This window comes from Niallia oryzisoli, assembly GCF_043641075.1.
Classification (GTDB): domain Bacteria; phylum Bacillota; class Bacilli; order Bacillales; family Cytobacillaceae; genus Bacillus_BD; species Bacillus_BD oryzisoli_A.
In genome coordinates this window covers 67111-93031 of sequence record NZ_JBHZRC010000003.1, presented here as the reverse complement: position 1 = coordinate 93031, position 25921 = coordinate 67111, and the positions used below count along the sequence as shown (strand labels likewise).

The following is a 25921-nucleotide window of genomic DNA, read 5'->3' as shown; positions in this document are numbered from 1 at the left end:
GACTTAATCAGACTTTCCTGATATTCCAAAACAATGTATCCAATCCTTTTGAGAAATGATATATTGGCGGCCATTCCGTTGTAGTAATGTTAAATGGGGTAAAAAGAGTATTTCTGCTTATTTCTGCTTCTGCTTTTTGCAATGGCCAGGGGTGATGATGAATTTCTCCGCAATACAGATTGCTTCCATGATTTGTACTAAAGAGGCAATATCGTTCAGTCAGCCAATGATCCAGCGTTCCTTCTTTTGGAACATATATTTCTGACGAAGGTGTGTATTTTACTCCAAATGATATAGGAGGATGAACACCTCCTTTACGAACACTTTGACAAGTAAAGGATTGCCTCTCTTTTTGAAATGAAATGAAAGCTTTCTTGTATGGCAAATGATACCACCTTTTTGCAATTGTATAGGATGCCCAGTCTCCTACATCAAGAGACAGAAAAAAAACTCCGGGTTTACCCTGATAATGAACGTACGTCCTGAGGTTAACTTCCGAAAATGCAGGGGTTAAGGATAGAGCTGACAATCCTCTAGGGTGTATTCCCTCTAGCATGAATACAATCACTCCCAGCCAAGCAAAACCATGATAGGTGTCAAGCTCTAAGTTAGAAGGAATATGGTGCTGTAACATTTCTGAAGGAAGAGGCCAATGACAAAATAATAGGTTCCTCCAGCGTTGACGCATAATCCAATTCTTTGAAGGCAATGGCCAAGGGCGGTGGCCAACATTGCTCATGATATTCATTAACTAATCCTTCTTTCATAAATGTACTTTTGTTAAAAAAGAAAAAACATGGTTCCTTTTTTATTCATCTAAATCTCTCCTTAAATAACATAATTCCCCTTTTTTATAGAAATAATTAAGAGTATGAAAGGCTAATGACTATTGAAAATGGAGAAGAGGAAATGTCGAATGTGTTATACTATGTAGCTTTTGCTATGATTTCCATACTTTTTGTCCTATTAGTATTTGTTATGGTAGCTTGGCGTTGGTGGATGAAAAAAATGGTGAAGGGTATCGGCAAAATCATATTAACTGATAGCTATCAAGAAAATATTATGGAGCTCATGCCAGGACTACGGCATATGGGCATTCAAAATATGCTTGAAAACAGCTTACGTGCCGAAACAGGCGACGTACTCCATCGCCCGCTCGGTTCTTCAAAAAAATGGCCCCATTTAGATCCGATTACCTTTATTCCGGCACAGACGACGCCTTTCCCAATTGATGGGGACGAAGAAGTAGACGTGAAGGTCACTATTGGGCCAAAAGCAAAAAAACCAATGGAAATTCAAATTCCACTTATGATTAGCGGGATGGCTTATGGGATTGCACTCAGTGAACAAGTGAGGTTATCTTTGGCGGAAGCAGCAAAAAATGTCGGAACTGCTATTAATTCTGGTGAAGGGGGAGTAATGCCTGAAGAATTAGATGCGTCGGGAAAATATATTTTACAGTTTTCCAAAACAGAATGGTCAAAGGAAGAAGAGAAAATTAAGCGCGCTGACATGATCGAAATCAAGCTTGGGCAAGGTGCCTTATTTGGAGTTGGTGGCAGGATTTCACCCAAAAATTTAACTGGTCGTGCTCGTGAAGTGATGGGACTTAAGGAAGATGAAGAAGCCGTGATTTTTGACAATTTCTTTGAAAATCAAACATTACAGGATGTGAAGGATCTTGTTGAAGAGCTTCGAAACCTGACAGGTGGTGTTCCGATTGGGGTAAAAATAGGGACAGGTGGAAAACTTGAAGAAGATCTTGATCATCTAATTAATTTAGGTGTTGATTATATTGCTATCGACGGTGGCCAGGCAGCAACTCTCGGAGCTGCACCTATTTTATCAGACGATATGGGAATACCGACTTTACATGCAGTTGTCCGAGCTGTTAAGCATTTTGAAAAAAGAGAAGTGAAAGGAAAAATTAGTTTAATTGTTTCAGGTGGACTTTTTGTACCTGGGCATTTTTTAAAAGTACTTGCCCTGGGCGCTGATGCGGTCTATCTAGGTTCTGCCATATTATTTGCTGTTTCGCACACTCAATCATTGAATGCTATGCCATTTGAACCACCCACGCAAGCAGTTTGGAATCAGGGGAAATACAAGGATCAATTTAACATTGAAGATGGCGTAAAATCAGCTGAGAAATTTTTAACAGCGAGTGTAGAGGAAATGAAAATGGCGTTAAGAGCAATGGGAAAACGTTCGTTAAAGGAATTGTCAACAAAAGATTTAGTATCCTACGATGAACTGACCGCTAATATGATAGGAATTCCTTATACATTTGAAGCTTGGGAAGACAAACCAAAAGAGAACTAAATGACAAATTGTTATCCTGTAAACTGAAGTAAAAAATGAAAACTATGTAGTATGGAGAACTAAATATGCAGAACATTTTATCCTATTTGATATTGGCAATGGTATCTATATTATTTGTCTTTTCTATGTTCATGATTATAGGGTGGCGTTGGTTTATTAAACAAATCGTGAAGAAAATGGGGAAAATTATTTTAACGGACAGTTATCAAGAAAATATTATGGAGCTTATTCCGGGCCTACGGCATATGGGCATTCAAAATATGCTTGAAAATAGCTTGCGTGCTGAAATAGGAACTGTCCTGCATCGTCCTCTAACAGGCTCTTCCAAAAAGTGGCCGCATTTGGACCCGATTACCTTCATTCCTGCTCAAGTTTCACCTTTTCCAGTAAATGGCGATGAGAAAGTAGATATGATGGTCACAATCGGACCAAAAGCAAAAAAACCGATGAATATCGATATTCCCCTAATCATCAGCGGGATGGGCTACGGAGTAGGAATTAGTGAACAAGCAAGGCTTTCTTTAACAACGGCTGCAAAAAATGCCGGCACCGCGATTAATTCAGGAGAAGGCGGAGTTTTGCCTGAAGAATTAGACGGAGCTGGAAAATATATTCTTCAGTTTTCCAAAGCCTCATGGGCAAAGAAAGAGGATATTATTCAGCGTGCTGACATGATTGAAATCAAGCTGGGGCAAGGGGCATTAGTTGGCATGGGCAAAACGATTTCCCCTGAGGATTTAACCGGTCGTGCACGCGAAGTGATGGGGCTTGAGGAAAATGAAAAGGCTGTCCTTGGTGAACTCTTTTTTGAAAACCAAACATTACAAGATATGAAGGAACTTGTGGAGGAACTCCGGAGTATATCAGGCGGTGTTCCGATTGGTGTGAAAATTGGTATGGGAGGAAAAATTGAAGAGGATATTGATCATATAATTGAAATGGGCGTTGATTTTATTGCTATTGACGGTGGACAAGCAGCCATGAAGGAGGCACCTCCCATATTATGCGATGATTTTGGAATCCCAACATTGCACGGGCTTGTTCGAGCAGTGAATTATTTAGAAAAAATAAATATGAAAGAGCAAATTAGTTTAATTGTATCAGGCGGTCTTTTAGTACCGGGACACTTTTTAAAAGTGCTTGCATTAGGGGCTGATGCCGTTTATGTAGGCTCCGCGATGTTATTTACTCTTTCGCATACTCAATCCTTAAATGCACTTCCATTCGAACCGCCCACACAAGCAGTTTGGTATAACGGGAAATTCAAGGATCAGTTTAAAGTGGAAGATGGAGTGAAATCAGCTGAGAAGTTTCTAACGGCAAGTATAGAAGAAATGAAAATGGCGTTAAGAGCAATGGGCAAGCATTCGTTAAAAGAGTTGACAATAAACGATTTAGTATCCTACGATGAGTTAACTGCTAAAAGGATTGGTATTCCCTATACATGTAACACTGATAAATAATGTATGAGCCGAGATCATAAATGCTATCCATTCATTAACAGCCAGTCAGGAAACAATCAAAAAGCTACCATACTGAATGTCCGTTAGCTTTTTTTTGCATTTGGCTGGAATTTATAAAATGATAAGATATGGGTAATTAATTGTATTAGTTGTAGATCAAGCTTCAGCGCTTTTATTCTTTTCCAAATGATGCACTTTCTGCTTCGTGAAGGGTGTGTTATAATTGTTTGGTTGAGCAGAAATGCAGCCGCCGCGGACGTTGTGTGCGGCTAAAATTTGTTAATTTGTAACATTTGGAGGATTACATGAGTAAAAACTCTCAAGCTAAAAAATCAAAAGGACAGTTATTGTCATTTATCCCTACGGGTGAATATTATTTTTCTAAGGGCTTGAAGGCTTTTCACCGTCGTGATTTTCATAAAGCAATTAAGTATTTAAAACGGGCTATGCAGCTTGAGCCAGGAGAGCCAATGATTGTTTGCCAATTGGCGATTATTCACACCGAGCTGGGTGAGTATATGGAATCGAACGAGCTTCTTCATTTCATTCTTGAAGAGCTTGATGAAGAGATGATGGAGTGTCATTATTTCCTTGCCAACAATTATGCACACCTAGGCTATTTTAAAGATGCGTATGCACATGTTACGTTGTATTTACAGGAAGAGGAAGATGGTGAGTTTGTTGAAGATGCAGAGGATCTTCTCGACATTCTAACTCTGGAAGCCGACGACCTTGATGAAGAACTATATGAGCAGGATGATTTAATCAAAAAGCAGGACCAAGCAAGAGAATTGCTTGAATCAGGACACTTTCCGAAGGCTGTTAAGCTGTTAAAGGATGTGATCGAGGAGTTTCCTGAATATTGGTCAGCTTACAATAATTTAGCTCTTGCTTATTTTTATTTGGGAGAGCTGGAAAAAGCGTCGAAAACACTGGATCTGGTAATGGAAAAGAATCCGGGGAATTTACACGCTATGTGTAACAAGCTAGTCTTTGCTTACTTCCAAAAGAATAAGGAAGAAACGGCAGTAATTTCTGATGTGTTAAAAAAAGTAAAGCCGATGTTATCAGAGCATCAGTTTAAATTAGGCGCTACCTTTGCCTTAATTGGGGAATATGAGCCGGCATTCCAGTGGTTTAAGAAGCTCTATAAACAAGGATATGAAGGTGACGGTTCCTATTATTACTGGTTTTCCTATGCTGCCTTCTTTACAGGAAAAGAACAGCTGGCACGCTCTCTATGGGAAAAAGTGCTTGAACGGAATCCAGGCAAGGCAGGTCTGGAGCCTTGGAATGAAGAGCATCCGGCTGCGGAGGGCTTCGAGGATCATGACGCATCCATCGTTAAGAAATTAAAAAGTGATTATATAGAGGAAAGGATGTTTGCTCTTTTCCTTATCTCTCTTTCTGATAAAAAGGAAACCTGGCTATCTTCAAATGAAGTAGTGAAGAATCAAAAATTTTCCTCACTTGAAAATCAATATGTAAACATGGTGAAAGTGGGCAAAATAGATAGCAGCCAGCTTGTTGTGGCACATGAAACAGCAAAGGCTTTATACGAACGCCATCATCCAATCGGCACGGTTGAAGCAGGTCTTTATTTAATGTGGTTTTCTGTCTTTGTTGAAATGTCTGAAGCGAAGGTTGCATTGAAAAATAAGGATGCATTGGCTGCCGCAACAGAATATGTTTGGAAAAAACTAAGAAATGAAAAGCTATCACAGAAATTAGTGGCGAAACAATATGGCCTATCACCTTCCACTTTGCAAAAATATATCAAATTAGTTAATGGGTTTCTTCGCTGAGCATATGGTTGGACATCTAAACCGTTGTCTTATAGGATAGGTGCAGGGGTATTTGACCATATTATGAGGATAAGGGTGTCATGGCACACCCTAGGGTTACCGAAAGAGGAGTGAATTCAGTCGTGACGGAAGAAAAAATTTATGATGTAATTATTGCCGGGGCTGGTCCGGGCGGAATGACAGCTGCAGTGTATACCTCACGTGCTAATTTGTCTACATTGATGCTTGAACGTGGTGTACCAGGCGGCCAAATGGCAAACACAGAAGAAGTGGAAAACTATCCGGGCTTTGAAACCATTCTTGGTCCTGATTTATCTACGAAGATGTTTGAACATGCAAAAAAGTTCGGTGCAGAATATGCATATGGTGATATTAAAGAAATTATTGATGGTAAAGAATATAAAACGGTTGTAGCCGGTTCAAAGCAATATAAAGCTCGTGCTGTCATTATTTCAACAGGCGCTGAATATAAGAAAATTGGCGTTCCTGGTGAAAATGAGCTAGGCGGACGCGGGGTTTCCTACTGTGCCGTATGTGACGGTGCATTCTTTAAAAACAGAGAGCTATTTGTTATCGGCGGTGGAGACTCTGCGGTTGAGGAAGGTGTATACCTAACTAGATTCGCGAGCAAAGTGACGATTGTTCACCGCCGTGATGAGCTACGCGCACAAGCGATTCTTCAGCAGCGTGCCTTTGATAACGAAAAGATTGATTTTGAATGGAGTCATACATTAAAATCAATCAATGAAAAAGATGGCAAAGTAGGAAGCGTTACATTGGTTTCAACTAAGGACGGAGCAGAGAAAACACTTCCTGCTGATGGTGTCTTCATTTATATCGGCATGGTGCCTCTGACCAAACCGTTTGAAAACCTTGGCATTACAAATGAAAACGGCTATATTGTTACAAATGAAAAGATGGAAACAAAAGTACCTGGTATCTTCGCTGCTGGAGATGTTCGTGAAAAAACACTTCGCCAAATTGTTACTGCAACAGGTGACGGCAGTATCGCAGCACAGTCTGCTCAGCATTATATTGAAGAGCTGATTGAAGAATTGAAGGTAAAAGCAAACTAATCCATGATGATTATGTAATGATTGGAAAAGGTAAGTGCTAGTACATCAGACCTTTCCTTTTTATTCAACAATGAAAATTCACTTGGATTTAATTGTTTTGTAACAAGAACGAAATATAAGTAGGGTATCATAAAAATAGTAATTGACCCCCTTTAAGATAGTTATTCCTTTACAGGCACATGCTGAGGCATGTGCTATTTTTTTGTTTCTTGATACCATTCTTTATGAAGAACAATAAAGCTATTTCGCGTATTTTTACCTGCCTTTGAACTCAAGATTTGCAGTGCTGTTCCATAAGATCGGTGTTATGGAATGGAGACTATATCCATTGTGACGGCCACATAAAAATAGTATAATAAATGGAAATAGTTATGTTTACATACAAGTAACTATACTTTTAGTAAGACGGTACATAATGAATAATGATTGAACATCACTTTATAGAATAGATTTGTAATAAATAATGTTGTTTTGTGATTGAGAGGTGAGCCCTAATGCAGCGGGTGACAAATTGTGTATTGTTAAAGGACGATAAGGTATTACTGCTACAAAAGCCACGACGGAATTGGTGGGTGGCACCTGGTGGAAAAATGGAGCCGGGAGAATCTGTCAGGGATTCATGTATTCGTGAATTTAGAGAAGAAACGGGGATTTATTTGCGAAATCCAAATATAAAAGGTATCTTTACCTTTATCATGAAGGAGGGAGAAAAAATCGTAAACGAGTGGATGATGTTTACGTTTTTTTCTAAGGATGCCGATGGTTTGAATTTGGATGAATCGGATGAAGGGATTATTCAATGGCAGCCTATCAATGAAATAAAAAACCTGCCCATGGCAGAAGGTGACTACCATATTCTAGAATACATGGTTCACGGCAACAGCATGATTTACGGAACATTTACCTATACACCAGATTTTGAATTACTAAGCTATCGATTGGATCCAAGCTAAAGATTCAATTGCTTTTTTAACAAGGAGGAGGAAATAACATGAGTACCGGATCGCTTAATGATTCTCAAGTAGTGATAATAACAGGTATGTCAGGGGCAGGAAAAACAGTTGCGATCCAAAGCTTTGAGGATTTAGGTTTTTTCTGTGTTGATAATTTACCTCCTACTCTGCTTCCGAAATTTCTCGAACTGATGAAAGAATCAGGGAATAAAATGAATAAAGTCGCTCTTGGGATGGATTTACGGGCGAGAGAGTTCTTTGACGATCTTTTTAAGGCATTAGATGATTTGGTTGAAGGTACTTGGGCAACACCTCAAATCCTGTTCCTTGAGGCTGATGATGAGACACTTGTCAGAAGATATAAGGAAACACGCAGAAAGCATCCACTTGCAGGAACAGGTCTTCCGCTTGAAGGAATCCAGAATGAAAGAGCACTCCTTGCTGACTTAAAAGGCAGAGCCCAATTGATTTACAATACATCACTGATGAAGCCGCGGGAGCTTCGGGAAAAAATCCTGACCGAGTTCTCATCTAATAAAAAGGCAACTTTTACAGTTAATGTCATGTCATTCGGCTTTAAGCATGGAATCCCAATTGATGCAGACCTAGTGTTTGATGTCCGATTTTTGCCAAATCCGCATTATATTGATCGGATGCGGCCGTTGACTGGCTTAGATGGTGAGGTTTCCAGCTATGTATTAAAATGGAATGAAACACATAAATTCCTTGAAAAGGTGACAGATCTGCTTGCCTTTATGCTTCCGCATTATAAGCGTGAGGGAAAAGCCCAGCTGGTCATTGCGATCGGTTGTACTGGTGGACAGCACCGCTCTGTTGCACTAGCCGAATATATCGGTCATCACTTTGAAAAGGATTATCATACTCGTATCTCACATCGTGACATTCAGAAAAGAAAGGAACCACTAACATGACGCAAAATGGGCAGCCAAGAGTCGTTATCATCGGTGGCGGAACAGGGCTTCCAGTATTACTCAGGGGGTTGAAGAAATACCCTGTTGATATTACGGCGATTGTTACTGTTGCCGATGATGGCGGAAGCTCAGGGAGACTCAGGGATGAGTTAAATATTCCGCCTCCTGGCGATGTACGGAATGTATTGGCCGCTCTTTCAGATGTTGAGCCATTAATTGAGGAAATGTTCCAGCATCGATTTAAGTCTGCAAATGAATTATCAGGTCATTCTCTCGGGAATTTAATTCTTGCGGCCATGACTTCGATTACAGGTAATTTCATGTATGCGATACAGGAAATGAGCAGAGTATTGAATGTACATGGGAAGGTGCTTCCAGCTGCTAATCAAAGTGTTGTTTTACATGCGGAGCTTGAGGACGGTCACATGATTTCGGGAGAATCAAAAATTCCATATTCAGGTAAAAGGATTAAACGTGTATTTTTAACACCGGAAAATATAAAACCGCTTCCAGAGGCCATTCATGCCATCCAAGCAGCGGACTTAATTATTATCGGTCCAGGCAGCCTTTATACAAGTATTTTGCCGAATCTCCTCGTCCCAAAAATTGGTGATGAGGTCCGCGCTGCCAAGGCCAAAAAGGTCTATATCTGTAACTTAATGACACAGGCCGGGGAAACACATGATTTCACAGCAAGTGACCATGTGAAGGCTGTATACGATCATTTAAAGGAACCGTTTATTGATACAATTCTTGTGAATAGTGAGGATATTCCAGAAGAGATTCAAAAACGCTACATCGAAGAGGACGCAAAGCCTGTACATTTCGATGTGAGTAACCTATATGATTTAGGACTTGAGGTCATTTACGGTGAAATTGTCAGTCTGGAGAATGGTGTGATACGCCATGATACAAATGAAGTGGCAAAAATTTTATATTCTTTACTAATAGATGAAACCAATAGGAGAGATAACTCGTAATAAATAGATAAGAGTTGTCACAGGGGAGGTGCAGCAATGTCTTTCGCTTCAGAGACAAAAAAAGAACTGACAAATTTAGAGGTAAAAGACTGTTGTGGAAGGGCCGAACTGTCCGCACTTATACAAATGAACGGCTCCCTCTCTTTTACAAATAGGAAGCTGGCGGTTGATATTCAAACAGAAAACGCGGCAATCGCCAGAAGAATTTATACGTTGATTAAAAAATACTATACTGTCAGTGTTGAGCTATTAGTTCGAAAAAAGATGCGTTTAAAGAAGAATAATGTATACATTGTTAGAATGGTAGAAAATGCTCGCAATATTTTAGAGGATTTAAAAATTATTGGAGAAAGCTTTGAGTTCCAAACACGTATTGCGCCGGAATTAATCAAGAAAAAATGCTGTAAGCGTTCCTATTTACGTGGTGCATTTTTGGCCGGCGGCTCTGTTAATAACCCTGAGACTTCCTCTTACCATCTTGAAATCGCGTCACTGTATAAAGAGCATAACGATTCACTATGTGAACTCATGAACTCATTTGACTTAAACAGTAAGACGCTTGAACGTAAGAAAGGATTTATCACCTATTTAAAGGAAGCTGAAAAAATAACAGATTTTCTGATTATTATCGGTGCAAACAATGCGTTATTGCGATTCGAGGATGTTCGAATTGTCCGGGATATGAGAAATTCTGTTAATCGATTGGTAAATTGTGAAACAGCTAATTTAAATAAAACAATTGGGGCAGCTATTCGTCAGGTAGAGAATATTAAGTATATTCAAGGAACCGTCGGATTGGATGTCTTACCGGAAAAACTAAGGGAAATCGCTGAGCTTCGCGTGAACTATCAGGACGTCACATTAAAAGAATTAGGTGAAATGGTCTCAGGCGGTACAATCAGTAAATCAGGCATCAATCACCGCCTTCGTAAAATCGATGAAATAGCTGAAAAATTACGAAGAGGTCAAACAGTTTTATAATATTTTTAACAAATTATTTGTATAATGAAAGAATGTTTCGGTTTCATGCAACAGGATGAAGCGAATAAGCAGCCGGAAATGGAATTAGCACCGTATATTATGAATGGTAGTTACAATTAGGGTACATTCCCGTTAAGATAAAGAGATTAGTATAGGAGGATTAAGTGAGATGGTAGAAAAACAGGTTGAAGTGAAATTGAAAACAGGTTTGCAAGCTCGTCCTGCTGCTTTGTTCGTTCAAGAAGCCAATCGATTTTCATCAAATGTCTTTTTAGAAAAAGACGGAAAAAAGGTTAATGCAAAAAGTATTATGGGGTTGATGAGTCTTGCCATTAGCTCGGGTAGTACGGTGCTTTTAAGTGCTGACGGAAATGATGAAACTGAAGCCATTGAAGAGCTGTCTAAGTATATTGAGCAGGAAGGCTAATACAGAATTCAGTTGAATAAAAAAAGAAAAACTCGCATGATGCGAGTTTTTCTTTTTTATTAAACGAAAGCGATTTTGCTTTAATTATTTATCATTTTTCTTTTCAACAGCACTGCTGCGAGTAATGATATGGTCGATTAGACCATATTCTTTCGCTCTTTCGGCAGTCATGAAGTTGTCACGATCAGTATCTCGTGAAATCACTTCAAGTGGCTGGCCAGTACGCTCAGCAAGAATGCCATTTAATTTTTCACGCAAGAATAGAATGCGTTTTGCTGCAATTTCAATTTCAGTAGCTTGACCTTGTGCACCGCCAAGTGGCTGGTGAATCATCACTTCTGCGTTTGGAAGAGCATAACGCTTTCCAGGTGCTCCGGCAGTAAGTAAGAAGGCGCCCATTGATGCAGCCATACCGATACAAATCGTTTGTACGTCTGGTTTAATAAACTGCATTGTATCATAGATCGCCATTCCAGCTGTAATACTTCCACCTGGGCTGTTAATATAAATAGATATGTCTTTCTCAGGATTTTCTGCTTCTAGGAATAGTAATTGAGCAACAATGGAGTTAGCTACATTATCGTCAATCGCGCTTCCTAACATAATAATACGGTCTTTTAATAGTCGGGAATAGATATCGTAAGCTCTTTCCCCGCGGTTTGTTTGTTCAATAACTGTTGGGATTAAATTCATTTTTTATCCTCCTTCTCGTTACCATAGGTTACGCAGCGATAGAAAGGGTACCAACATCCTAAAGCTGTTTGTAATTTAATCATACACTGATGGTCAAACAAGGTCAAATAATAGACCTGAATATGAATCAAGTAATTATTCGACAATATTTTTGCATACCTATTGGCTCGAATATTCCTTTTCCATCATAGCCAAAATTAAAGTATTATAAACGAAAAACTCCTATCCAATAGGGATAGGAGTTATCATTTATTTTGTTACGCCCTCGGCAGGAATCGAACCCACATCTTAAGAACCGGAATCTCACGTGCTATCCGTTGCACCACGAGGGCAAAATTGAGACGTTGTTAACAACGCTTTTTAATTATAGACCATGACCCCTCTCTTTGCAAGTTTCTTTTTTTAATCATTTCATTGTTAAATTCTAGCATAAAACTATACTTATAGTAGTATTTTTAATTAATAATATTCATTCACGAATAAAGATTCTTATTGTACAATAAAAAAAGAGGTGATGTTCATGAGTATGAAAGCAGGGTTATGGCAGCAGCAATCGATGAAATTAGCTATGACACAGGAATTAACCCAGGCAATTGCATTATTACAGTACTCCAGCCAAGAATTGATTGAGTTTCTCGAGGATAAGGCAATTGAAAACCCGCTACTGCAGATCGAAGCTGGAAGCCTACAAACCATGGACCCCCAATATCATTCAGTAAAAAAAGTAAAAAAGACCTCACGTGATGAAAAACACAATTGGCTTGAGCAAATGGCGAAAAAAGAAACAACCTTATCAGAGTATTTATTTGCACAGCTTGATGTACATTTCTACGACGAGAATCTTAAAAGAGCAATTCCTTTTTTAATTAACAGCATTGATGAAAACGGTTACTTACATATAAGCCTTGATGAAGTAGCCTCAATTTTGTCCATAACACTAGAACAGGTGGAAGCAGCATTGCACGTTATTCAGTCGCTGGAGCCGACAGGTGTCGGTGCTAGAAATTTGCAAGAATGTTTACTTTTACAAATTGAAAGTAATGGTGATCGCAATAAGCTGGCCTATACGATTCTCTCTGATTATTTTCTGCTTTTTGCCGAAAGGAAGTGGAGACAGATAACAAAGCTTCTTCAGGTTGAGATGAAGCAAATTCAACAGGTCTTTGATTATGTGCAAACCTTGAATCCGCGTCCTGGTTCAGATTTTTATACCGAGCATGCCACCTATATTATTCCAGATCTTATGATTAAATGGGATGGCGAGTCTTTTTCCGTTCATATGTTTGATGAAGCACTGCCAAAGATCAAGTTTAATGATAAATATTTTCACAGGTTTTTCTCAAGCGGTGATACAAAAGTAAAACGTTTTTTACAGGAAAAGCAGCAGGATTACCACTGGATTTTGAAAAGCATTGAACAGCGAAAAGAAACATTATTAAAAGTGGCCTTAAAAATAATTGAAAAGCAGCCGGATTATTTTAGATATGGAAAGGATCACTTAAAGCCGATGACGATGAAGGAGATTTCAGAGGAGCTGGATATCCATGAATCAACTGTAAGCCGTGCTGTTAGAGAAAAGTACGCGCAAACTGCCTTTGGAACCATTGAGTTAAAATCTCTATTTTCCAGTACAATAAAAACAACATCTAATCAGGATGCCTCCTCTGTACAGGTGAAAAACGAAATAGCTCAGTTTATTGAGCAGGAGGATAAGCAAAAGCCACTTTCTGATCAGGATTTGGCTGTAATGCTAGAGGAACAGAAAGGAATCGTTGTATCGAGAAGAACGATAGCAAAATATCGTGACCAGTTAGGTATTCCTTCTTCTTCGAAAAGAAAGCGATTCTGAATATAGAAAAGGATGAAATGGAATGACAACAGTAACATTATTTACACGAAACGGCTGCCATTTATGTGAAATGGCAAAGGAAATAATCGTTGAGTTAAAAGAAGAATTTGGTTTTGATTATGAGGAATGTGATATTGAAGAGCGGGATGAGTGGACAGAGGCCTATGGCTTAATGATTCCGGTCGTTCTAATTGATGGAAAAGAAGTTCAGTATGGACAAATAGATAAAATTGCTTTATATAAAGCGTTTTCATTAAAATAATAGAAAAATATTTGTTGAATTAGTAAAACATACCTGTTAGAATAACTTCTGCAGGGTAATTTTTTTTGTGGGAAGTGGGACATAATATGTCTAACGTGGACCATTAGTGACCAACCATGAAGGAGATACATATTATGAAATCAGTAATAGATTTACAAAAAAGATTATTACCCGATTTGCTTTCTGTTATCCAAAAGCGATTCCAAATTCTTCGCTTTATCGGGGCGATGGAGCCAGTCGGCAGAAGAAGTCTTGCAGCATCACTCGGGTTGACAGAAAGAGTGTTGAGAAGCGAGGTTGACTTCTTGAAGCAGCAAAAACTGCTATTTAGCACAACAGCCGGTATGAGCTTAACCGAGGATGGTAAAGAACTGGTAGAAAAGCTACAAAGCTTTATCCGTGAGATTGCGGGAATTGATGAAATGGAATCAAGTCTTAAGAAGATGCTTGGTATCAATAAGGTCATGATTATATCCGGTGATAGTGAAGAATCTCCTTGGGTAAAGGACGAACTTGGTAAAGCATGTGTAACAAGCATAAATAATAATTTGTCAGGGGAAAATATCATCGCGGTCACAGGCGGCTCTACAATGGCTGCTGTCGCTGATATGATGACTCCACAATCAAAGGATCATGAATTATTATTTGTACCTGCTCGCGGCGGAATTGGTGAGGATGTTAAAAATCAAGCCAATACCATTTGTTCCAAAATGGCAGAAAATACACGCTCTAAGCATCGTGTTCTTTATGTACCAGATCAGGTGAGTGACGAAATGTATCAATCCATGATCAAGGACCCGGAGATTAATGAAGTTTTACAGCTGATAAAATCAGCTAACATGGTTTTGCATGGAATTGGGGATGCTATAACTATGGCCAAGCGCCGGAAGACGAGTGCTGAGGATATTCAGAAATTAGAGAAGTCTGAAGCAGTCGGTGAAGCTTTTGGTTATTATTTCAATGAGTCTGGAGAGGTTGTTCATAAGGTACAAACAATCGGAATGCAACTGGAGGATTTAACGAAAGTCAGCCATGTCATTGCGATAGCGGGGGGAGCTTCCAAAGCGAAAGCCATTCGCGCCTATATGAAGCAGGCTCCGGAAACAACAGTCTTAATAACTGATGAAGCTGCAGCAACAGAGTTGTTACAGGGGTTATCCCTTTAATAAATAGTATTTTAAATAATAATCCTTATATAATAGAAGGAGGAAATAAAAATGACAGTAAAAGTTGGTATTAATGGTTTTGGAAGAATCGGACGTAATGTATTCCGTGCAGCATTAAATAATCCTAATGTAGAAGTGGTGGCAGTTAACGACTTAACAGATGCTAATATGCTTGCTCACCTTTTAAAATATGACACAGTTCATGGAAAATTAAATGTAGAAGTGTCTGTAAATGGCAATAATCTAGTAGTAAATGGTACAGAAATCATTGTAAAAGCAGAGCGCGACCCTGCAAATCTTGGCTGGGGAGATCTTGGTATTGATGTAGTAGTTGAGTCTACAGGCCGTTTCACTAAGCGTGAAGATGCTGCGAAACACCTTGAAGCAGGTGCGAAAAAGGTTATCATCTCAGCTCCAGCATCAAATGAAGATATTACAATCGTAATGGGTGTTAACGAAGATCAATACGATCCAGCTAACCACCACGTATTATCTAACGCATCTTGTACAACAAACTGCTTAGCTCCTTTTGCTAAAGTTTTACATAGCAATTTCGGAATTAAGCGCGGAATGATGACAACTATTCACTCATACACTAACGACCAACAAATCCTAGATTTACCACATAAGGACTACCGTCGTGCACGTGCAGCAGCTGAAAACATGATTCCTACAACAACTGGTGCTGCAAAAGCAGTTTCTCTAGTATTACCAGAACTTAAAGGAAAATTAAACGGTATGGCAGTACGTGTACCAACTCCAAACGTTTCATTAGTTGACCTTGTTGCAGAGCTTGAAAAAGAAGTAACTGCTGAAGAAGTAAATGCAGCATTAAAAGCAGCAGCTGAGGGTGAATTAAAAGGAATTCTTCAATACAGTGAAGAGCCGCTAGTATCAACAGATTACAACGGTGACCCACATTCTTCTTCTGTTGATGCATTATCAACAATGGTAATGGAAGGAAATATGGTAAAAGTTATCTCTTGGTATGATAACGAAACTGGTTACTCTACTCGTGTAGTTGACTTAGTAAATTACATTGCTCAAAAAGGACTTTAATAGTCTATCATTAGGCGCCCTCGGCCCGAGGCCATAAACGGGCGCCTTTTTAATTTAAATGTTCGCTGAAGAAAATTATGGAAATATTTTCAGCGAACCTCTATAATGGTTAAGGGTATTAACAGGGGAGGGGGAACATTCCCCACTCCTTTTTTTGTGTCTAGTTCCAGCGCCTACCCCCTCGAGGTCACAAGCCAATCCTCTCAGAAAGGTAAAGAACACCTTTCCGAGAGGCTCGTCTTGTGCAAGTCGGGGGTGGGCAAGGCGCTTACACATTTCGTATTGCGGATTGGGATGTATGATTACATGTTTCTGTTAGGGTAAGGATATCCTAACCATTCACACCCACTGCAAATTGAGTCGCTTTTCTATACTTAGATCTAAAAGGAGGATCTTTTCGTTGAATAAAAAGAGCGTAAAAGATGTTGATTTAAAAGGGAAAAGAGTATTTTGCCGCGTTGATTTTAACGTACCTATGCAGGATGGCCAAATTACAGATGAAACTCGTATTCGTGCGGCACTTCCAACTATCCAGTATTTACAAGAGCAAGGTGCAAAAGTCATTCTTGCCAGCCATTTAGGACGTCCTAAAGGACAAGTGGTGGAGGAAATGCGTCTTACCCCAGTTGCTAAAAGACTTTCTGAGTTACTTAGCAAGGATGTTAAAAAAGCGGACGAGGCTTACGGCGATTCTGTCAAGTCACTTATCGCTGATATGAATGAAGGCGATGTTCTCCTTCTTGAAAACGTTCGTTTCTATCCTGGTGAAGAAAAAAATGATGCGGAATTGGCAAAGGCTTTTGCAGAATTAGCAGATATATATGTAAATGATGCATTCGGTGCTGCACACCGTGCACACGCTTCAACAGAAGGGATTGCTCATCATATTCCAGCTGTTTCCGGCTTCTTAATGGACAAAGAGTTGGAGGTAATTGGAAAAGCTCTTTCTAATCCCGAACGTCCATTCACAGCCATCATTGGCGGAGCAAAGGTAAAAGATAAAATTGGGGTTATCGATAACCTTTTAGAAAAAGTGGATAATCTTATTATTGGCGGCGGTCTTGCTTATACATTTGTTAAAGCACAAGGACATGAAGTTGGTAAATCTCTTTTAGAGGCAGATAAAATTGACTTGGCTAAATCCTTTATGGAAAAGGCAAAAGAGAAGGGTGTTAACTTCTATATGCCGGTTGATGCTGTTATTGCTGACAAGTTTGGTGCAGATGCCAATACACAAATTGTAGCAATTGAAGAGATTCCAGCTGACTGGGAAGCGCTAGATATCGGTCCTAAAACGGCTGAACTGTATCGTGATGTTATCAAAAAGTCGAAACTTGTCATATGGAATGGTCCAATGGGCGTATTTGAAATTGATAAATTCGCAAACGGCACAAAAGCAGTTGCTGAGGCTTTAGCAGAATCCAAGGATACTTACTCTATTATTGGCGGCGGGGATTCAGCTGCAGCAGTAGAAAAGTTTAACCTTGCTGATCAAATGAGTCATATTTCAACTGGTGGCGGTGCTTCATTAGAATTCATGGAAGGCAAAGAACTTCCAGGCGTTACAGCACTTAACGATAAATAATAAAGCTATAGCTTCATTCAGCAGAAGTCTTCAACTTTTTAAAGTGGAAAATGAATATAAAAAGCTTTTTCATTCAGCAGGGGTCAACTCTAGCTGAATGAAGTTAAGCCTCCGGCGGATGTCTCGGATTTTTCAAGGGTAGTTTATCGAGCGAGCTCGATAAAAATCCGGACGCAAATTCGACGGGCGAATTTGATAGTTTTGAAAGGATGTTTACAGATGCGAAAACCAATTATTGCGGGAAACTGGAAAATGCATAAAACACTTCCTGAAGCAAAAAGCTTTATGGAAGAAATAAAAAATGCTATTCCATCAAATGATAAAGTGGAGTCAGTGGTATGTGCTCCGGCTTTATTTTTGAATAGTTTAGTGGAATTAGCGAAGAATACTGATGTAAAAATTGGTGCTCAAAATATGCACTTTGAAGAAAAAGGGGCTTTTACTGGTGAAATCAGTCCTGCAGCCTTAGCAGACCTTGGCGTACAGTATGTGATTATTGGTCACTCAGAACGCCGTGAAATGTTTAATGAAACAGATGAATCTGTTAATCAAAAGGTATTGGCTGCCTTTAAACATAATTTAATTCCAATCGTTTGCTGTGGTGAAACATTAGAGCAGAGAGAAAGCGGAATAACAAATGAGTTTGTAGCTTCACAAGTTCAAAAGGCATTAGCTGGTCTTTCTGAAGAGCAAGCAAAAGAAGTTGTCATTGCTTATGAACCAATCTGGGCAATCGGCACTGGTAAGTCTTCAACTGCAAAGGATGCGAACGAAGTATGTGCGCATATTCGTACTGTTGTATCAGAGCAATTCTCAGCAGATGTTGCGGAAGCAGTTCGTATTCAATACGGCGGTAGTGTAAAGCCGGAAAATATTAAGGAATATATGACAGAAACAGACATCGACGGAGCCTTAGTTGGAGGCGCAAGTTTAGAAGCGGCATCTTTCCTGCAATTGTTAGAGGGTGGAAAGAATGAGTAAAGCACCTGTTGCGTTAATTATTTTAGACGGTTTTGGCTGCAGGGATGAGAAAAAAGGAAATGCGGTAGCGCAGGCCAAGAAACCAAATTTTGACCGCTATTGGAAGCAGTTCCCGCACAATCATTTAGGTGCAAGCGGTGAATCAGTAGGTCTTCCTGATGGTCAAATGGGAAATTCAGAAGTAGGCCACATGAACATTGGTGCAGGCCGGGTCGTTTATCAAAACCTTACACGAGTGAACGTTGCGATTCGTGAAGGTGAATTTGAAAAGAATGAAACCTTCCTTGATGCTGTAAACCATGTGAAAGAGCATGACACTGCACTCCATTTATTTGGCTTGCTATCTGACGGCGGCGTACATAGTCATATTACCCATATGTATGCTTTATTACGTCTTGCAGCAGACCATGGTCTGAAAAAAGTCTATGTCCACGGGTTTTTAGACGGTCGTGATGTAGGTCCGCAAACAGCAGAAATCTACATTAAAGAAACGCTTGGAAAAATGCAGGAATACGGTGTCGGAGAATTTGCTACAATTTCTGGACGCTATTATTCAATGGACCGCGACAAACGCTGGGAACGTGTAGAAAAATGCTACCGTGCCATGGTAGATGGTGAAGGTCCTACCTATACTGATCCATTACAGGTTGTAAAAGACAGCTATGAAAACGGCATTTACGATGAGTTCGTGCTTCCATCCGTGATCACAAAGGAAAATGGTGAGCCGGTTGCAACAATCAAAAAGAATGATGCGGTTATTTTCTATAATTTCCGTCCAGACCGTGCAATCCAAATTTCAAACACATTCACGAATGAAGATTTCCGTCCATTTAATCGAGGCGCAAATCATCCAAGTCCGTTACACTTTGTTTGCTTAACCCATTTCAGTGAATCAGTTGACGGATACGTTGCCTTCAAACCAACTAACCTTGATAACACACTTGGGGAAGTTTTGTCGCAAAATAACTTAAGACAGTTACGTATTGCTGAAACAGAAAAATATCCACATGTTACGTTCTTCCTAAGCGGTGGACGTGAAGATAAATTCCCTGGTGAGGAGCGAATTTTAATTAATTCACCAAAGGTTGCTACATATGATTTGCAGCCGGAAATGAGTGCCTATGAAGTAACGGATGCATTATTAAAAGAAATTGCAGCAGATAATTTTGATGCGATCATTTTAAACTTTGCTAACCCTGATATGGTAGGACATTCAGGTATGCTTGAGCCTACTATTAAAGCCATTGAAACAGTGGATGAGTGTTTAGGAAAAGTGGTAGATGCCATTCTTGCAAAAGGCGGTACGGCCATTATCACAGCTGACCACGGAAATGCGGATGAAGTCATCACCCTTGAAGGCAATCCAATGACAGCTCATACAACAAATCCTGTTCCGGTTATTGTGACTAAAGAAGGCGTAACAGTCCGTGACGGCGGTATCTTGGCAGATCTTGCCCCAACAATCCTAGATTTGTTAGGTGTAGACAAACCAGCTGAAATGACTGGAACTTCAATTATTAAAGCGTAAAATTCTGGTGTCAGGCACCTTAAAAAGACAAAACATAGTACTTTGTCCATTTAGGGTGTCAGGCACCCAATAATTTAAATATACTATACATTTTAAAGGAGAGATTTTCTATGCCATATATCCAACATGTTTATGCTCGTGAAGTACTTGATTCCCGTGGTAATCCAACAGTTGAGGTTGAAGTATTAACAGAATCAGGATTTTTTGGACGTGCTTTAGTGCCATCTGGTGCATCAACTGGTGAATATGAAGCAGTTGAACTACGCGATGGAGACAAATCTCGTTACCTTGGTAAAGGTGTTCTTAAAGCTGTTGAAAATGTAAATGATGTAATCGCTGAAGAAATTATCGGTATGGACGTGACAGACCAAATCGGTATCGACAGTGCGATGATTGCCTTAGATGGAACTGAAAATAAAGGTAAATTAGGTGCAAACGCAATCCTTGGTGTATCTATGGCTGTTGCTCATGCAGCTGCTGAATCAGTTGGCCTTCCATTATACCGTTATTTTGGCGGAGTAAACGCGAAGCAGCTTCCAACTCCAATGATGAACATCATTAACGGTGGATCACATGCTGATAACAACGTAGACTTCCAAGAGTTTATGATTCTTCCTGTTGGAGCTCCTTCTTTTAAAGAAGCAATCCGTATGGGTGCTGAAGTATTCCATTCATTAAAGAAAGTTCTTTCAGGTAAAGGCTTAAATACAGCTGTTGGTGACGAAGGTGGATTTGCACCAAACCTTGGTTCTAACCGTGAAGCATTAGAAGTAATCATCGAAGCAATCAAAGCTGCTGGCTATGAGCCAGGTAAAGATATTGCGTTAGGTATGGACGTTGCTTCTTCCGAGTTCTTTAACAAAGAAACTGGCAAATACGATCTTGCTGGTGAAGGCCGTACAGGCGTATCTTCAGAAGAAATGGTTTCATTCTACGAAGAGCTTTGCAACGAATTCCCAATCATCTCAATTGAAGATGGTTTAGATGAAAACGACTGGGAAGGCCACAAGCTTTTAACAGATCGTCTTGGTAAAAAAGTTCAGCTTGTTGGGGATGACCTTTTCGTAACAAATACAAAGAAGCTAGCTGAAGGTATCGAAAAGGGTGTTGGTAACTCAATCCTTATCAAAGTTAACCAAATCGGTACATTAACTGAAACATTTGATGCAATCGAAATGGCGAAGCGCGCTGGTTACACAGCAGTTGTTTCTCACCGCTCTGGTGAAACAGAAGATGCGACAATCGCAGACATCGCTGTTGCAACAAATGCAGGTCAAATCAAAACTGGTTCTATGTCTCGTACAGACCGTATTGCGAAATACAACCAATTACTTCGAATTGAAGACGAGCTTGGCGAGCAAGCGGTATATGCTGGCATAAAGTCTTTCTATAACCTAAAGAAGTAATATAACCTTTTAAATGTAAGCCTCTACTAAACGTAGGATAGTATCCTCGTTTGTAGAGGCTTTTTTCTATGGGTTAAAAGTGGAATAGTAGAATGAATTTCTTATTATCTTGACAGAAAAAATGTGCGTTCGACATATACTGTTTGTCCAATCTATTAGATCCCTATCAACATAAAGTAATATTGCGAAAGATATTTATGGATGAAAGGGGAGATTTCTTAATGAGCTATATGGGATTTCGTGAAGGTGAAGTCATGGGTGTACAAGATACTAATAATCGCCGCAGATGCAGAGGCTGTGCTTGTGACCAACTAGCTGAATTGCAAACAGGAACATTAGTTGATGTATTTTTACCAGGATCAACAACACCACTTGACGGTTTAATGTTTGTGAACTTTGATGATGATACTTGCTGTGCTTTCTTTACACAAACTACTGCTGCTGGACCAAGAACAATCGTAATTGATTGTGAAGATATTGTAGCGCTTCGATTCTTACCTTAATAAAGAAATTTATCTGGCAGGACTAAAGAAATTTAGTCCTGCCATTATGTGAAGGGACTAAATGAAGTCTTCTTTACAATTTCGTGAAATTATTTGGTTTTAGCCTGGATAGTATGATAAAATAGAAACATTGTAAAAGGGCGTTTTCAGGAGGTTTCTATATGCTTCATACTATCTTAATTACTTTACTTGTAATTGTTTCTATTGGACTTATTGCTGTAGTCCTTCTTCAATCAGGAAAAAGCGCAGGATTATCAGGAGCTATTTCTGGTGGGGCTGAGCAATTATTTGGTAAACAAAAGGCTCGCGGTCTAGACCTAGTCCTTCAGCGATTAACGATTGTATTAGCTGTTTTATTCTTTGGATTAGCAATAGCCGTTGCTTATTTTGGACTATAATACAGCAAAAGCCTGGCCATTTGGTCAGGCTTTTTACTGTTTTTGTCTAGCTCCAGCGGATAGCCCCTCTTGGGTCTAGCCACCCCTGAATTGAAGGCAGAATACGCCTTCTATTCAGGTGCGTCTTATTGCAGCCTTTAGGCTGATCAGGCGCTTCCGCATTTCGATACAAAACATATTAATGGCATGTTCCGAAATCATTTGTTAAAACTATTATTGCCTAGATTACGAATAGAGGGGTTATATTTATGAAAATCGTTACACCAAAACCATTTACATTTGGAAAGGGGAAGAGGGCGGTTCTATTATTACATGGATTTACAGGAAATACCGCCGATGTCCGTATGCTCGGCCGTTTCCTCGAGAAAAAGGGCTATACCTGTCACGCACCGTTATATAAGGGCCATGGGGTTCCGCCGGAAGAGCTCCTTACTACCGGACCGGAGGATTGGTGGCAGGACGTGATGAATGGGTATGAATTTTTAAAAAAACAGGGTCATAACGAAATTGCGGTGGCAGGACTGTCACTTGGCGGGGTATTTTCATTGAAATTGGGATACACTGTACCTATAAAAGGAATCGTACCAATGTGTGCTCCCGCCTATATAAAAAGCGAAGAGGTTATGTATGAAGGAATCCTTGACTATGCCCGCGAATATAAAAGACTAGAAGGGAAAACTGAGGAACAAATTGGGCAGGAAATGACGGAGTTTCAAAAGACACCAATGAAAACACTAAAGGCACTGCAAGGTCTTATTGCTGATGTCCGTAATCATATTGATATGATTTATGCACCCTTATTTGTCGTTCAGGCACGACATGACCATATGATCAATACAGACAGTGCAAATATTATTTATAATCAAGCGGAATCAGTAAAAAAAGATCTGAAGTGGTATGAGGAATCCGGTCATGCCATCACATTGGATAAAGAAAAAGATCAGCTTCATGAAGACATTTATCAGTTTTTAGAAAAGCTCGATTGGGAAGAATAAGCTAGCAGTTGCTTATTGTTTATAAAACAACAATCTCTAAAGGAGGGATATAGATAGATGGACGATGTAATTAAACAGCATGTAGACCGATTATTGCATTATATGAAGGATGAGGCCTATAAGCCTTTGACAGTTCAGGAATTAGAGCAAGCATTGGGTGTGGAGGATTCCTCAACATTTAAAGACTTCGTGAAAGCCCTTGTGTATATGGAGGAAAAGGGGCTTGTCGTTCGGACTAGAAGTAACCGTTACGGTCTGCCGGAAAAGATGAACCTGATTCGCGGAAAGCTTACCGGGCATGCCAAGGGGTTTGCCTTTGTCATTCCAGAGGAACCTGGTATGGATGATATTTTTATTCCGCCAAATGAAACAAATAATGCTCTGCACGGCGACACCGTTCTTGCTCGTGTATCATCAGAAACATCTGGTCAGCGCAGGGAGGGAACGGTCGTCAGAATCCTGGAAAGAGGGATTCAGACAGTTGTTGGAACGTATACGGAAAGTAAAAACTTTGGCTTTGTCATTCCTGATGAAAAAAAATTTGCTGGAGATATTTTTATTCCAAAACAAGCAGCAAACGGCGCTGTAGAAGGTCATAAAGTGGTTGTCAAATTAACACTCTATCCGGAAGGGAGGATGAGTGCAGAAGGGGAAGTTATTCAAATTCTCGGTCATAAAAATGATCCGGGTGTTGATATCCTTTCTGTCATTCATAAGCATGGATTACCTGGTGAGTTTCCGGAGGATGTACTGCAGCAGGCAATTGATACTCCTGATTCGATAGATGAAAAGGAAATTAGTAACCGCCGCGATTTGCGGGGAGAAACGATCGTCACGATTGACGGTGCAGATGCAAAGGATTTGGATGATGCCGTAACCGTAACAAAGCTTGATAACGGAAACTACAAGCTTGGTGTACATATTGCCGATGTCAGCTATTACGTAACAGAGGAATCACCGATTGACCGTGAAGCAGCAGACAGGGGTACGAGTGTCTATTTAGTAGACCGCGTGATTCCGATGATTCCGCACCGCCTATCAAACGGAATCTGCTCGTTAAATCCTAAGGTTGACAGATTAACGCTATCCTGTGAAATGGAAATTGATGAAGACGGTACGGTTGTGAACCATGAGATTTTCCAAAGTGTCATCAAAACAACCGAAAGAATGACATACTCTGATGTTAATAAAATTTTAGTGGATGAGGATGAAGAATTAATCAACCGCTATGACCCGCTTGTTCCGATGTTCCGTCTCATGCATGAATTAGCGAAGATTTTGAATGGAAAAAGACAACATCGCGGTGCGATTGATTTTGACTTTAAAGAAGCGAAAGTGCTGGTGGATGAAGACGGTAAACCATCAGATGTCGTGATTCGTGAGCGTTCTGTCGGTGAACGTCTGATTGAGGAATTTATGCTTGCTGCCAATGAAACCATCGCCGAGCATTTTCACTGGATGGAAGTTCCATTTATTTACCGAATTCACGAGGATCCGAAGGAAGATAAGCTGCGCCGTTTCTTTGAGTTTATTACAAACTTTGGCTACATTGTAAAAGGAACAGCTAATTCTGTCCACCCAAGGGCATTACAGGAAATTATTGAGGAAGTGCAGGGCAAGCCGGAGGAAATGGTCATTTCAACGGTGATGCTTCGCTCAATGCAGCAGGCCAAGTATGATCCGGAAAGCCTGGGTCACTTTGGGTTATCAACGGAATTCTACACGCATTTCACATCACCAATTCGTCGCTATCCTGATTTAATTGTACACCGCTTAATCCGAACGTATTTAATTGAAGGAAAACTGGATCAGACGACACGGGAAAAGTGGGATTCCCGCCTGCCTGATATCGCTGAGCACTCCTCTAAAATGGAACGCCGTGCGGTTGATGCAGAACGTGAAACAGATGAGTTGAAGAAAGCTGAGTTTATGGAAGATAAAATTGGTGTTGAATATGATGGTATTATCAGCTCCGTCACCAATTTCGGCATGTTTGTTGAACTGCCTAATACAATTGAAGGTCTTATCCACGTCAGCTATATGACAGACGATTATTATCGTTTTGATGAACGTCACTTTGCGATGATAGGTGAGCGCACAGGGAATGTGTACCGAATCGGTGACGAGATCACGGTTCGCGTCATCAATGTGAACAAGGAGGAACGTTCAATTGATTTTGAAATCGTCGGCATGAAGGGCACGCGCAGACGTGACCCAAGTGAAGGCGGACGAGTCTTCAAAACTGGCAGCTCTGAACGAAAGCCGCGGAAAGGAAAGCAAGGCGGTGAAGGCGGCGGCCGAAGCAGAAGCAGTAATGGCCGTGGCAAGGAAGCGAATGCGAGCAAGCCGCCATCAAAGAAGAAGAATAGAAATAAAAAGTTCTTTGAAAATGCACCGGCCGCAAAGCGTAAGAAAAAACGATAATAGTGTGCAGCGCATCCGGCGGGTTCTAAGCTTCGAAAGCAGGTTACGAATGCTTCGGAACCAAGCCGGATGTCCGCATTGCTTCGAAATACGTTTCCGATTTGTTCGGAGCGTTATTTTTTGCTAAAATAGA

23 protein-coding genes and 1 tRNA gene are annotated in these 25921 nt (G+C 40.1%); 21 read left to right on the top strand and 3 right to left on the bottom strand.

Features of this window, described 5'->3' with window-relative positions; genetic code table 11:
• Positions 1-7: 7 nt before the first annotated feature.
• Positions 8-748 carry a YqjF family protein gene (locus tag ACHUFV_RS12725; protein ID WP_394234649.1) on the bottom strand — a complete coding sequence of 247 codons (741 nt, stop codon included), beginning with the start codon at positions 746-748 and terminating at the stop codon, positions 8-10.
• Positions 749-909: 161 nt separating this feature from the next.
• Here ACHUFV_RS12725 and ACHUFV_RS12720 point away from each other — a divergent pair, with 161 nt between their 5' ends.
• The 9 genes from ACHUFV_RS12720 (at position 910) to ACHUFV_RS12680 (ending at position 10939) form a co-directional block, all read left to right on the top strand.
• Positions 910-2322: an FMN-binding glutamate synthase family protein gene (locus ACHUFV_RS12720; protein WP_394234647.1), complete on the top strand. Its 1413-nt coding sequence runs from the start codon at positions 910-912 to the stop codon at positions 2320-2322.
• A gap of 65 nt (positions 2323-2387) precedes the next feature.
• Positions 2388-3785, top strand: a complete 1398-nt coding sequence (locus ACHUFV_RS12715) for an FMN-binding glutamate synthase family protein (RefSeq protein ID WP_394234645.1) — start codon at positions 2388-2390, stop codon at positions 3783-3785.
• Between the two features lie 305 nt (positions 3786-4090).
• Entirely contained in the window at positions 4091-5590 is a 1500-nt protein-coding gene (locus tag ACHUFV_RS12710) for a tetratricopeptide repeat protein (RefSeq protein ID WP_394234644.1), read from the top strand.
• 122 nt (positions 5591-5712) lie between these two features.
• Positions 5713-6666 carry a thioredoxin-disulfide reductase gene (gene trxB, locus ACHUFV_RS12705; RefSeq protein WP_394235087.1) on the top strand — a complete coding sequence of 318 codons (954 nt, stop codon included), beginning with the start codon at positions 5713-5715 and terminating at the stop codon, positions 6664-6666.
• 494 nt (positions 6667-7160) lie between these two features.
• A complete protein-coding gene (locus ACHUFV_RS12700; protein WP_394234643.1) occupies positions 7161-7619 on the top strand; it encodes an NUDIX hydrolase in 459 nt (152 codons plus the stop codon).
• A gap of 38 nt (positions 7620-7657) precedes the next feature.
• On the top strand, positions 7658-8551 hold the full coding sequence (gene rapZ, locus ACHUFV_RS12695) for an RNase adapter RapZ (RefSeq protein ID WP_394234641.1): 894 nt from the start codon (positions 7658-7660) through the stop codon (positions 8549-8551).
• Entirely contained in the window at positions 8548-9531 is a 984-nt protein-coding gene (locus ACHUFV_RS12690) for a gluconeogenesis factor YvcK family protein (protein WP_394234639.1), read from the top strand. The genes rapZ and ACHUFV_RS12690 overlap by 4 nt, the downstream gene beginning before the upstream one ends.
• Before the next feature lie 36 nt (positions 9532-9567).
• The gene (gene whiA / locus ACHUFV_RS12685) at positions 9568-10512 is read left to right on the top strand and encodes a DNA-binding protein WhiA (RefSeq protein WP_394234637.1); all 945 of its coding nucleotides are present in this window, start codon (positions 9568-9570) and stop codon (positions 10510-10512) included.
• 169 nt (positions 10513-10681) lie between these two features.
• Entirely contained in the window at positions 10682-10939 is a 258-nt protein-coding gene (locus tag ACHUFV_RS12680) for an HPr family phosphocarrier protein (RefSeq protein WP_394234635.1), read from the top strand.
• 84 nt (positions 10940-11023) lie between these two features.
• Here the strand turns inward: ACHUFV_RS12680 and clpP are convergent, their stop codons facing one another.
• Complete coding sequence (gene clpP, locus ACHUFV_RS12675; protein ID WP_394234633.1) at positions 11024-11632, bottom strand: ATP-dependent Clp endopeptidase proteolytic subunit ClpP; 609 nt, start codon at positions 11630-11632, stop codon at positions 11024-11026.
• 260 nt (positions 11633-11892) lie between these two features.
• Positions 11893-11964: transfer RNA gene (locus ACHUFV_RS12670), tRNA-Arg, on the bottom strand.
• Between the two features lie 188 nt (positions 11965-12152).
• On the opposite strand from ACHUFV_RS12670, the gene rpoN reads away from it, so the two are divergent.
• The 12 genes from rpoN (at position 12153) to rnr (ending at position 25788) form a co-directional block, all read left to right on the top strand.
• Positions 12153-13481: an RNA polymerase factor sigma-54 gene (rpoN, locus tag ACHUFV_RS12665; RefSeq protein WP_394234631.1), complete on the top strand. Its 1329-nt coding sequence runs from the start codon at positions 12153-12155 to the stop codon at positions 13479-13481.
• A 22-nt stretch (positions 13482-13503) separates the two neighbouring features.
• Positions 13504-13743, top strand: coding sequence for a glutaredoxin family protein (locus ACHUFV_RS12660; protein ID WP_394234629.1), 240 nt, complete (start codon positions 13504-13506; stop codon positions 13741-13743).
• A 134-nt stretch (positions 13744-13877) separates the two neighbouring features.
• Positions 13878-14909, top strand: coding sequence for a sugar-binding transcriptional regulator (locus ACHUFV_RS12655; protein WP_394234627.1), 1032 nt, complete (start codon positions 13878-13880; stop codon positions 14907-14909).
• A 51-nt stretch (positions 14910-14960) separates the two neighbouring features.
• Complete coding sequence (gap, locus tag ACHUFV_RS12650; RefSeq protein ID WP_394234625.1) at positions 14961-15968, top strand: type I glyceraldehyde-3-phosphate dehydrogenase; 1008 nt, start codon at positions 14961-14963, stop codon at positions 15966-15968.
• Between the two features lie 400 nt (positions 15969-16368).
• The gene (locus tag ACHUFV_RS12645; protein WP_394234624.1) at positions 16369-17553 is read left to right on the top strand and encodes a phosphoglycerate kinase; all 1185 of its coding nucleotides are present in this window, start codon (positions 16369-16371) and stop codon (positions 17551-17553) included.
• Between the two features lie 219 nt (positions 17554-17772).
• Complete coding sequence (tpiA, locus tag ACHUFV_RS12640) at positions 17773-18534, top strand: triose-phosphate isomerase (RefSeq protein WP_394234622.1); 762 nt, start codon at positions 17773-17775, stop codon at positions 18532-18534.
• Positions 18527-20062 (top strand): 2,3-bisphosphoglycerate-independent phosphoglycerate mutase, encoded by a 1536-nt coding sequence (gene gpmI, locus ACHUFV_RS12635; RefSeq protein ID WP_394234620.1) that lies wholly within the window; start codon positions 18527-18529, stop codon positions 20060-20062. Before tpiA ends, gpmI begins: the two co-directional genes overlap by 8 nt.
• Before the next feature lie 110 nt (positions 20063-20172).
• Complete coding sequence (gene eno, locus ACHUFV_RS12630; protein WP_394234618.1) at positions 20173-21468, top strand: phosphopyruvate hydratase; 1296 nt, start codon at positions 20173-20175, stop codon at positions 21466-21468.
• A gap of 230 nt (positions 21469-21698) precedes the next feature.
• Entirely contained in the window at positions 21699-21971 is a 273-nt protein-coding gene (locus ACHUFV_RS12625) for a hydrolase (protein ID WP_394234616.1), read from the top strand.
• A gap of 161 nt (positions 21972-22132) precedes the next feature.
• Entirely contained in the window at positions 22133-22369 is a 237-nt protein-coding gene (secG, locus tag ACHUFV_RS12620; protein ID WP_394234614.1) for a preprotein translocase subunit SecG, read from the top strand.
• Between the two features lie 248 nt (positions 22370-22617).
• A complete protein-coding gene (locus tag ACHUFV_RS12615; protein WP_394234612.1) occupies positions 22618-23364 on the top strand; it encodes an alpha/beta hydrolase in 747 nt (248 codons plus the stop codon).
• A gap of 57 nt (positions 23365-23421) precedes the next feature.
• Positions 23422-25788, top strand: a complete 2367-nt coding sequence (gene rnr / locus ACHUFV_RS12610) for a ribonuclease R (RefSeq protein WP_394234611.1) — start codon at positions 23422-23424, stop codon at positions 25786-25788.
• Positions 25789-25921 lie beyond the last annotated feature (133 nt).

What these genes read in the sequence shown, in the direction of transcription:
- ACHUFV_RS12725 (WP_394234649.1), bottom strand. Translation starts at nt 748, where the DNA reads ATGAATATCATGAGCAATGTTGGCCACCGCCCTTGGCCATTGCCTTCA.
- ACHUFV_RS12720 (WP_394234647.1), top strand. Translation starts at nt 910, where the DNA reads ATGTCGAATGTGTTATACTATGTAGCTTTTGCTATGATTTCCATACTT.
- ACHUFV_RS12715 (WP_394234645.1), top strand. Translation starts at nt 2,388, where the DNA reads ATGCAGAACATTTTATCCTATTTGATATTGGCAATGGTATCTATATTA.
- ACHUFV_RS12710 (WP_394234644.1), top strand. Translation starts at nt 4,091, where the DNA reads ATGAGTAAAAACTCTCAAGCTAAAAAATCAAAAGGACAGTTATTGTCA.
- ACHUFV_RS12700 (WP_394234643.1), top strand. Translation starts at nt 7,161, where the DNA reads ATGCAGCGGGTGACAAATTGTGTATTGTTAAAGGACGATAAGGTATTA.
- rapZ (WP_394234641.1), top strand. Translation starts at nt 7,658, where the DNA reads ATGAGTACCGGATCGCTTAATGATTCTCAAGTAGTGATAATAACAGGT.
- ACHUFV_RS12690 (WP_394234639.1), top strand. Translation starts at nt 8,548, where the DNA reads ATGACGCAAAATGGGCAGCCAAGAGTCGTTATCATCGGTGGCGGAACA.
- whiA (WP_394234637.1), top strand. Translation starts at nt 9,568, where the DNA reads ATGTCTTTCGCTTCAGAGACAAAAAAAGAACTGACAAATTTAGAGGTA.
- ACHUFV_RS12680 (WP_394234635.1), top strand. Translation starts at nt 10,682, where the DNA reads ATGGTAGAAAAACAGGTTGAAGTGAAATTGAAAACAGGTTTGCAAGCT.
- clpP (WP_394234633.1), bottom strand. Translation starts at nt 11,632, where the DNA reads ATGAATTTAATCCCAACAGTTATTGAACAAACAAACCGCGGGGAAAGA.
- rpoN (WP_394234631.1), top strand. Translation starts at nt 12,153, where the DNA reads ATGAGTATGAAAGCAGGGTTATGGCAGCAGCAATCGATGAAATTAGCT.
- ACHUFV_RS12660 (WP_394234629.1), top strand. Translation starts at nt 13,504, where the DNA reads ATGACAACAGTAACATTATTTACACGAAACGGCTGCCATTTATGTGAA.
- ACHUFV_RS12655 (WP_394234627.1), top strand. Translation starts at nt 13,878, where the DNA reads ATGAAATCAGTAATAGATTTACAAAAAAGATTATTACCCGATTTGCTT.
- gap (WP_394234625.1), top strand. Translation starts at nt 14,961, where the DNA reads ATGACAGTAAAAGTTGGTATTAATGGTTTTGGAAGAATCGGACGTAAT.
- tpiA (WP_394234622.1), top strand. Translation starts at nt 17,773, where the DNA reads ATGCGAAAACCAATTATTGCGGGAAACTGGAAAATGCATAAAACACTT.
- gpmI (WP_394234620.1), top strand. Translation starts at nt 18,527, where the DNA reads ATGAGTAAAGCACCTGTTGCGTTAATTATTTTAGACGGTTTTGGCTGC.
- eno (WP_394234618.1), top strand. Translation starts at nt 20,173, where the DNA reads ATGCCATATATCCAACATGTTTATGCTCGTGAAGTACTTGATTCCCGT.
- ACHUFV_RS12625 (WP_394234616.1), top strand. Translation starts at nt 21,699, where the DNA reads ATGGGATTTCGTGAAGGTGAAGTCATGGGTGTACAAGATACTAATAAT.
- secG (WP_394234614.1), top strand. Translation starts at nt 22,133, where the DNA reads ATGCTTCATACTATCTTAATTACTTTACTTGTAATTGTTTCTATTGGA.
- ACHUFV_RS12615 (WP_394234612.1), top strand. Translation starts at nt 22,618, where the DNA reads ATGAAAATCGTTACACCAAAACCATTTACATTTGGAAAGGGGAAGAGG.
- rnr (WP_394234611.1), top strand. Translation starts at nt 23,422, where the DNA reads ATGGACGATGTAATTAAACAGCATGTAGACCGATTATTGCATTATATG.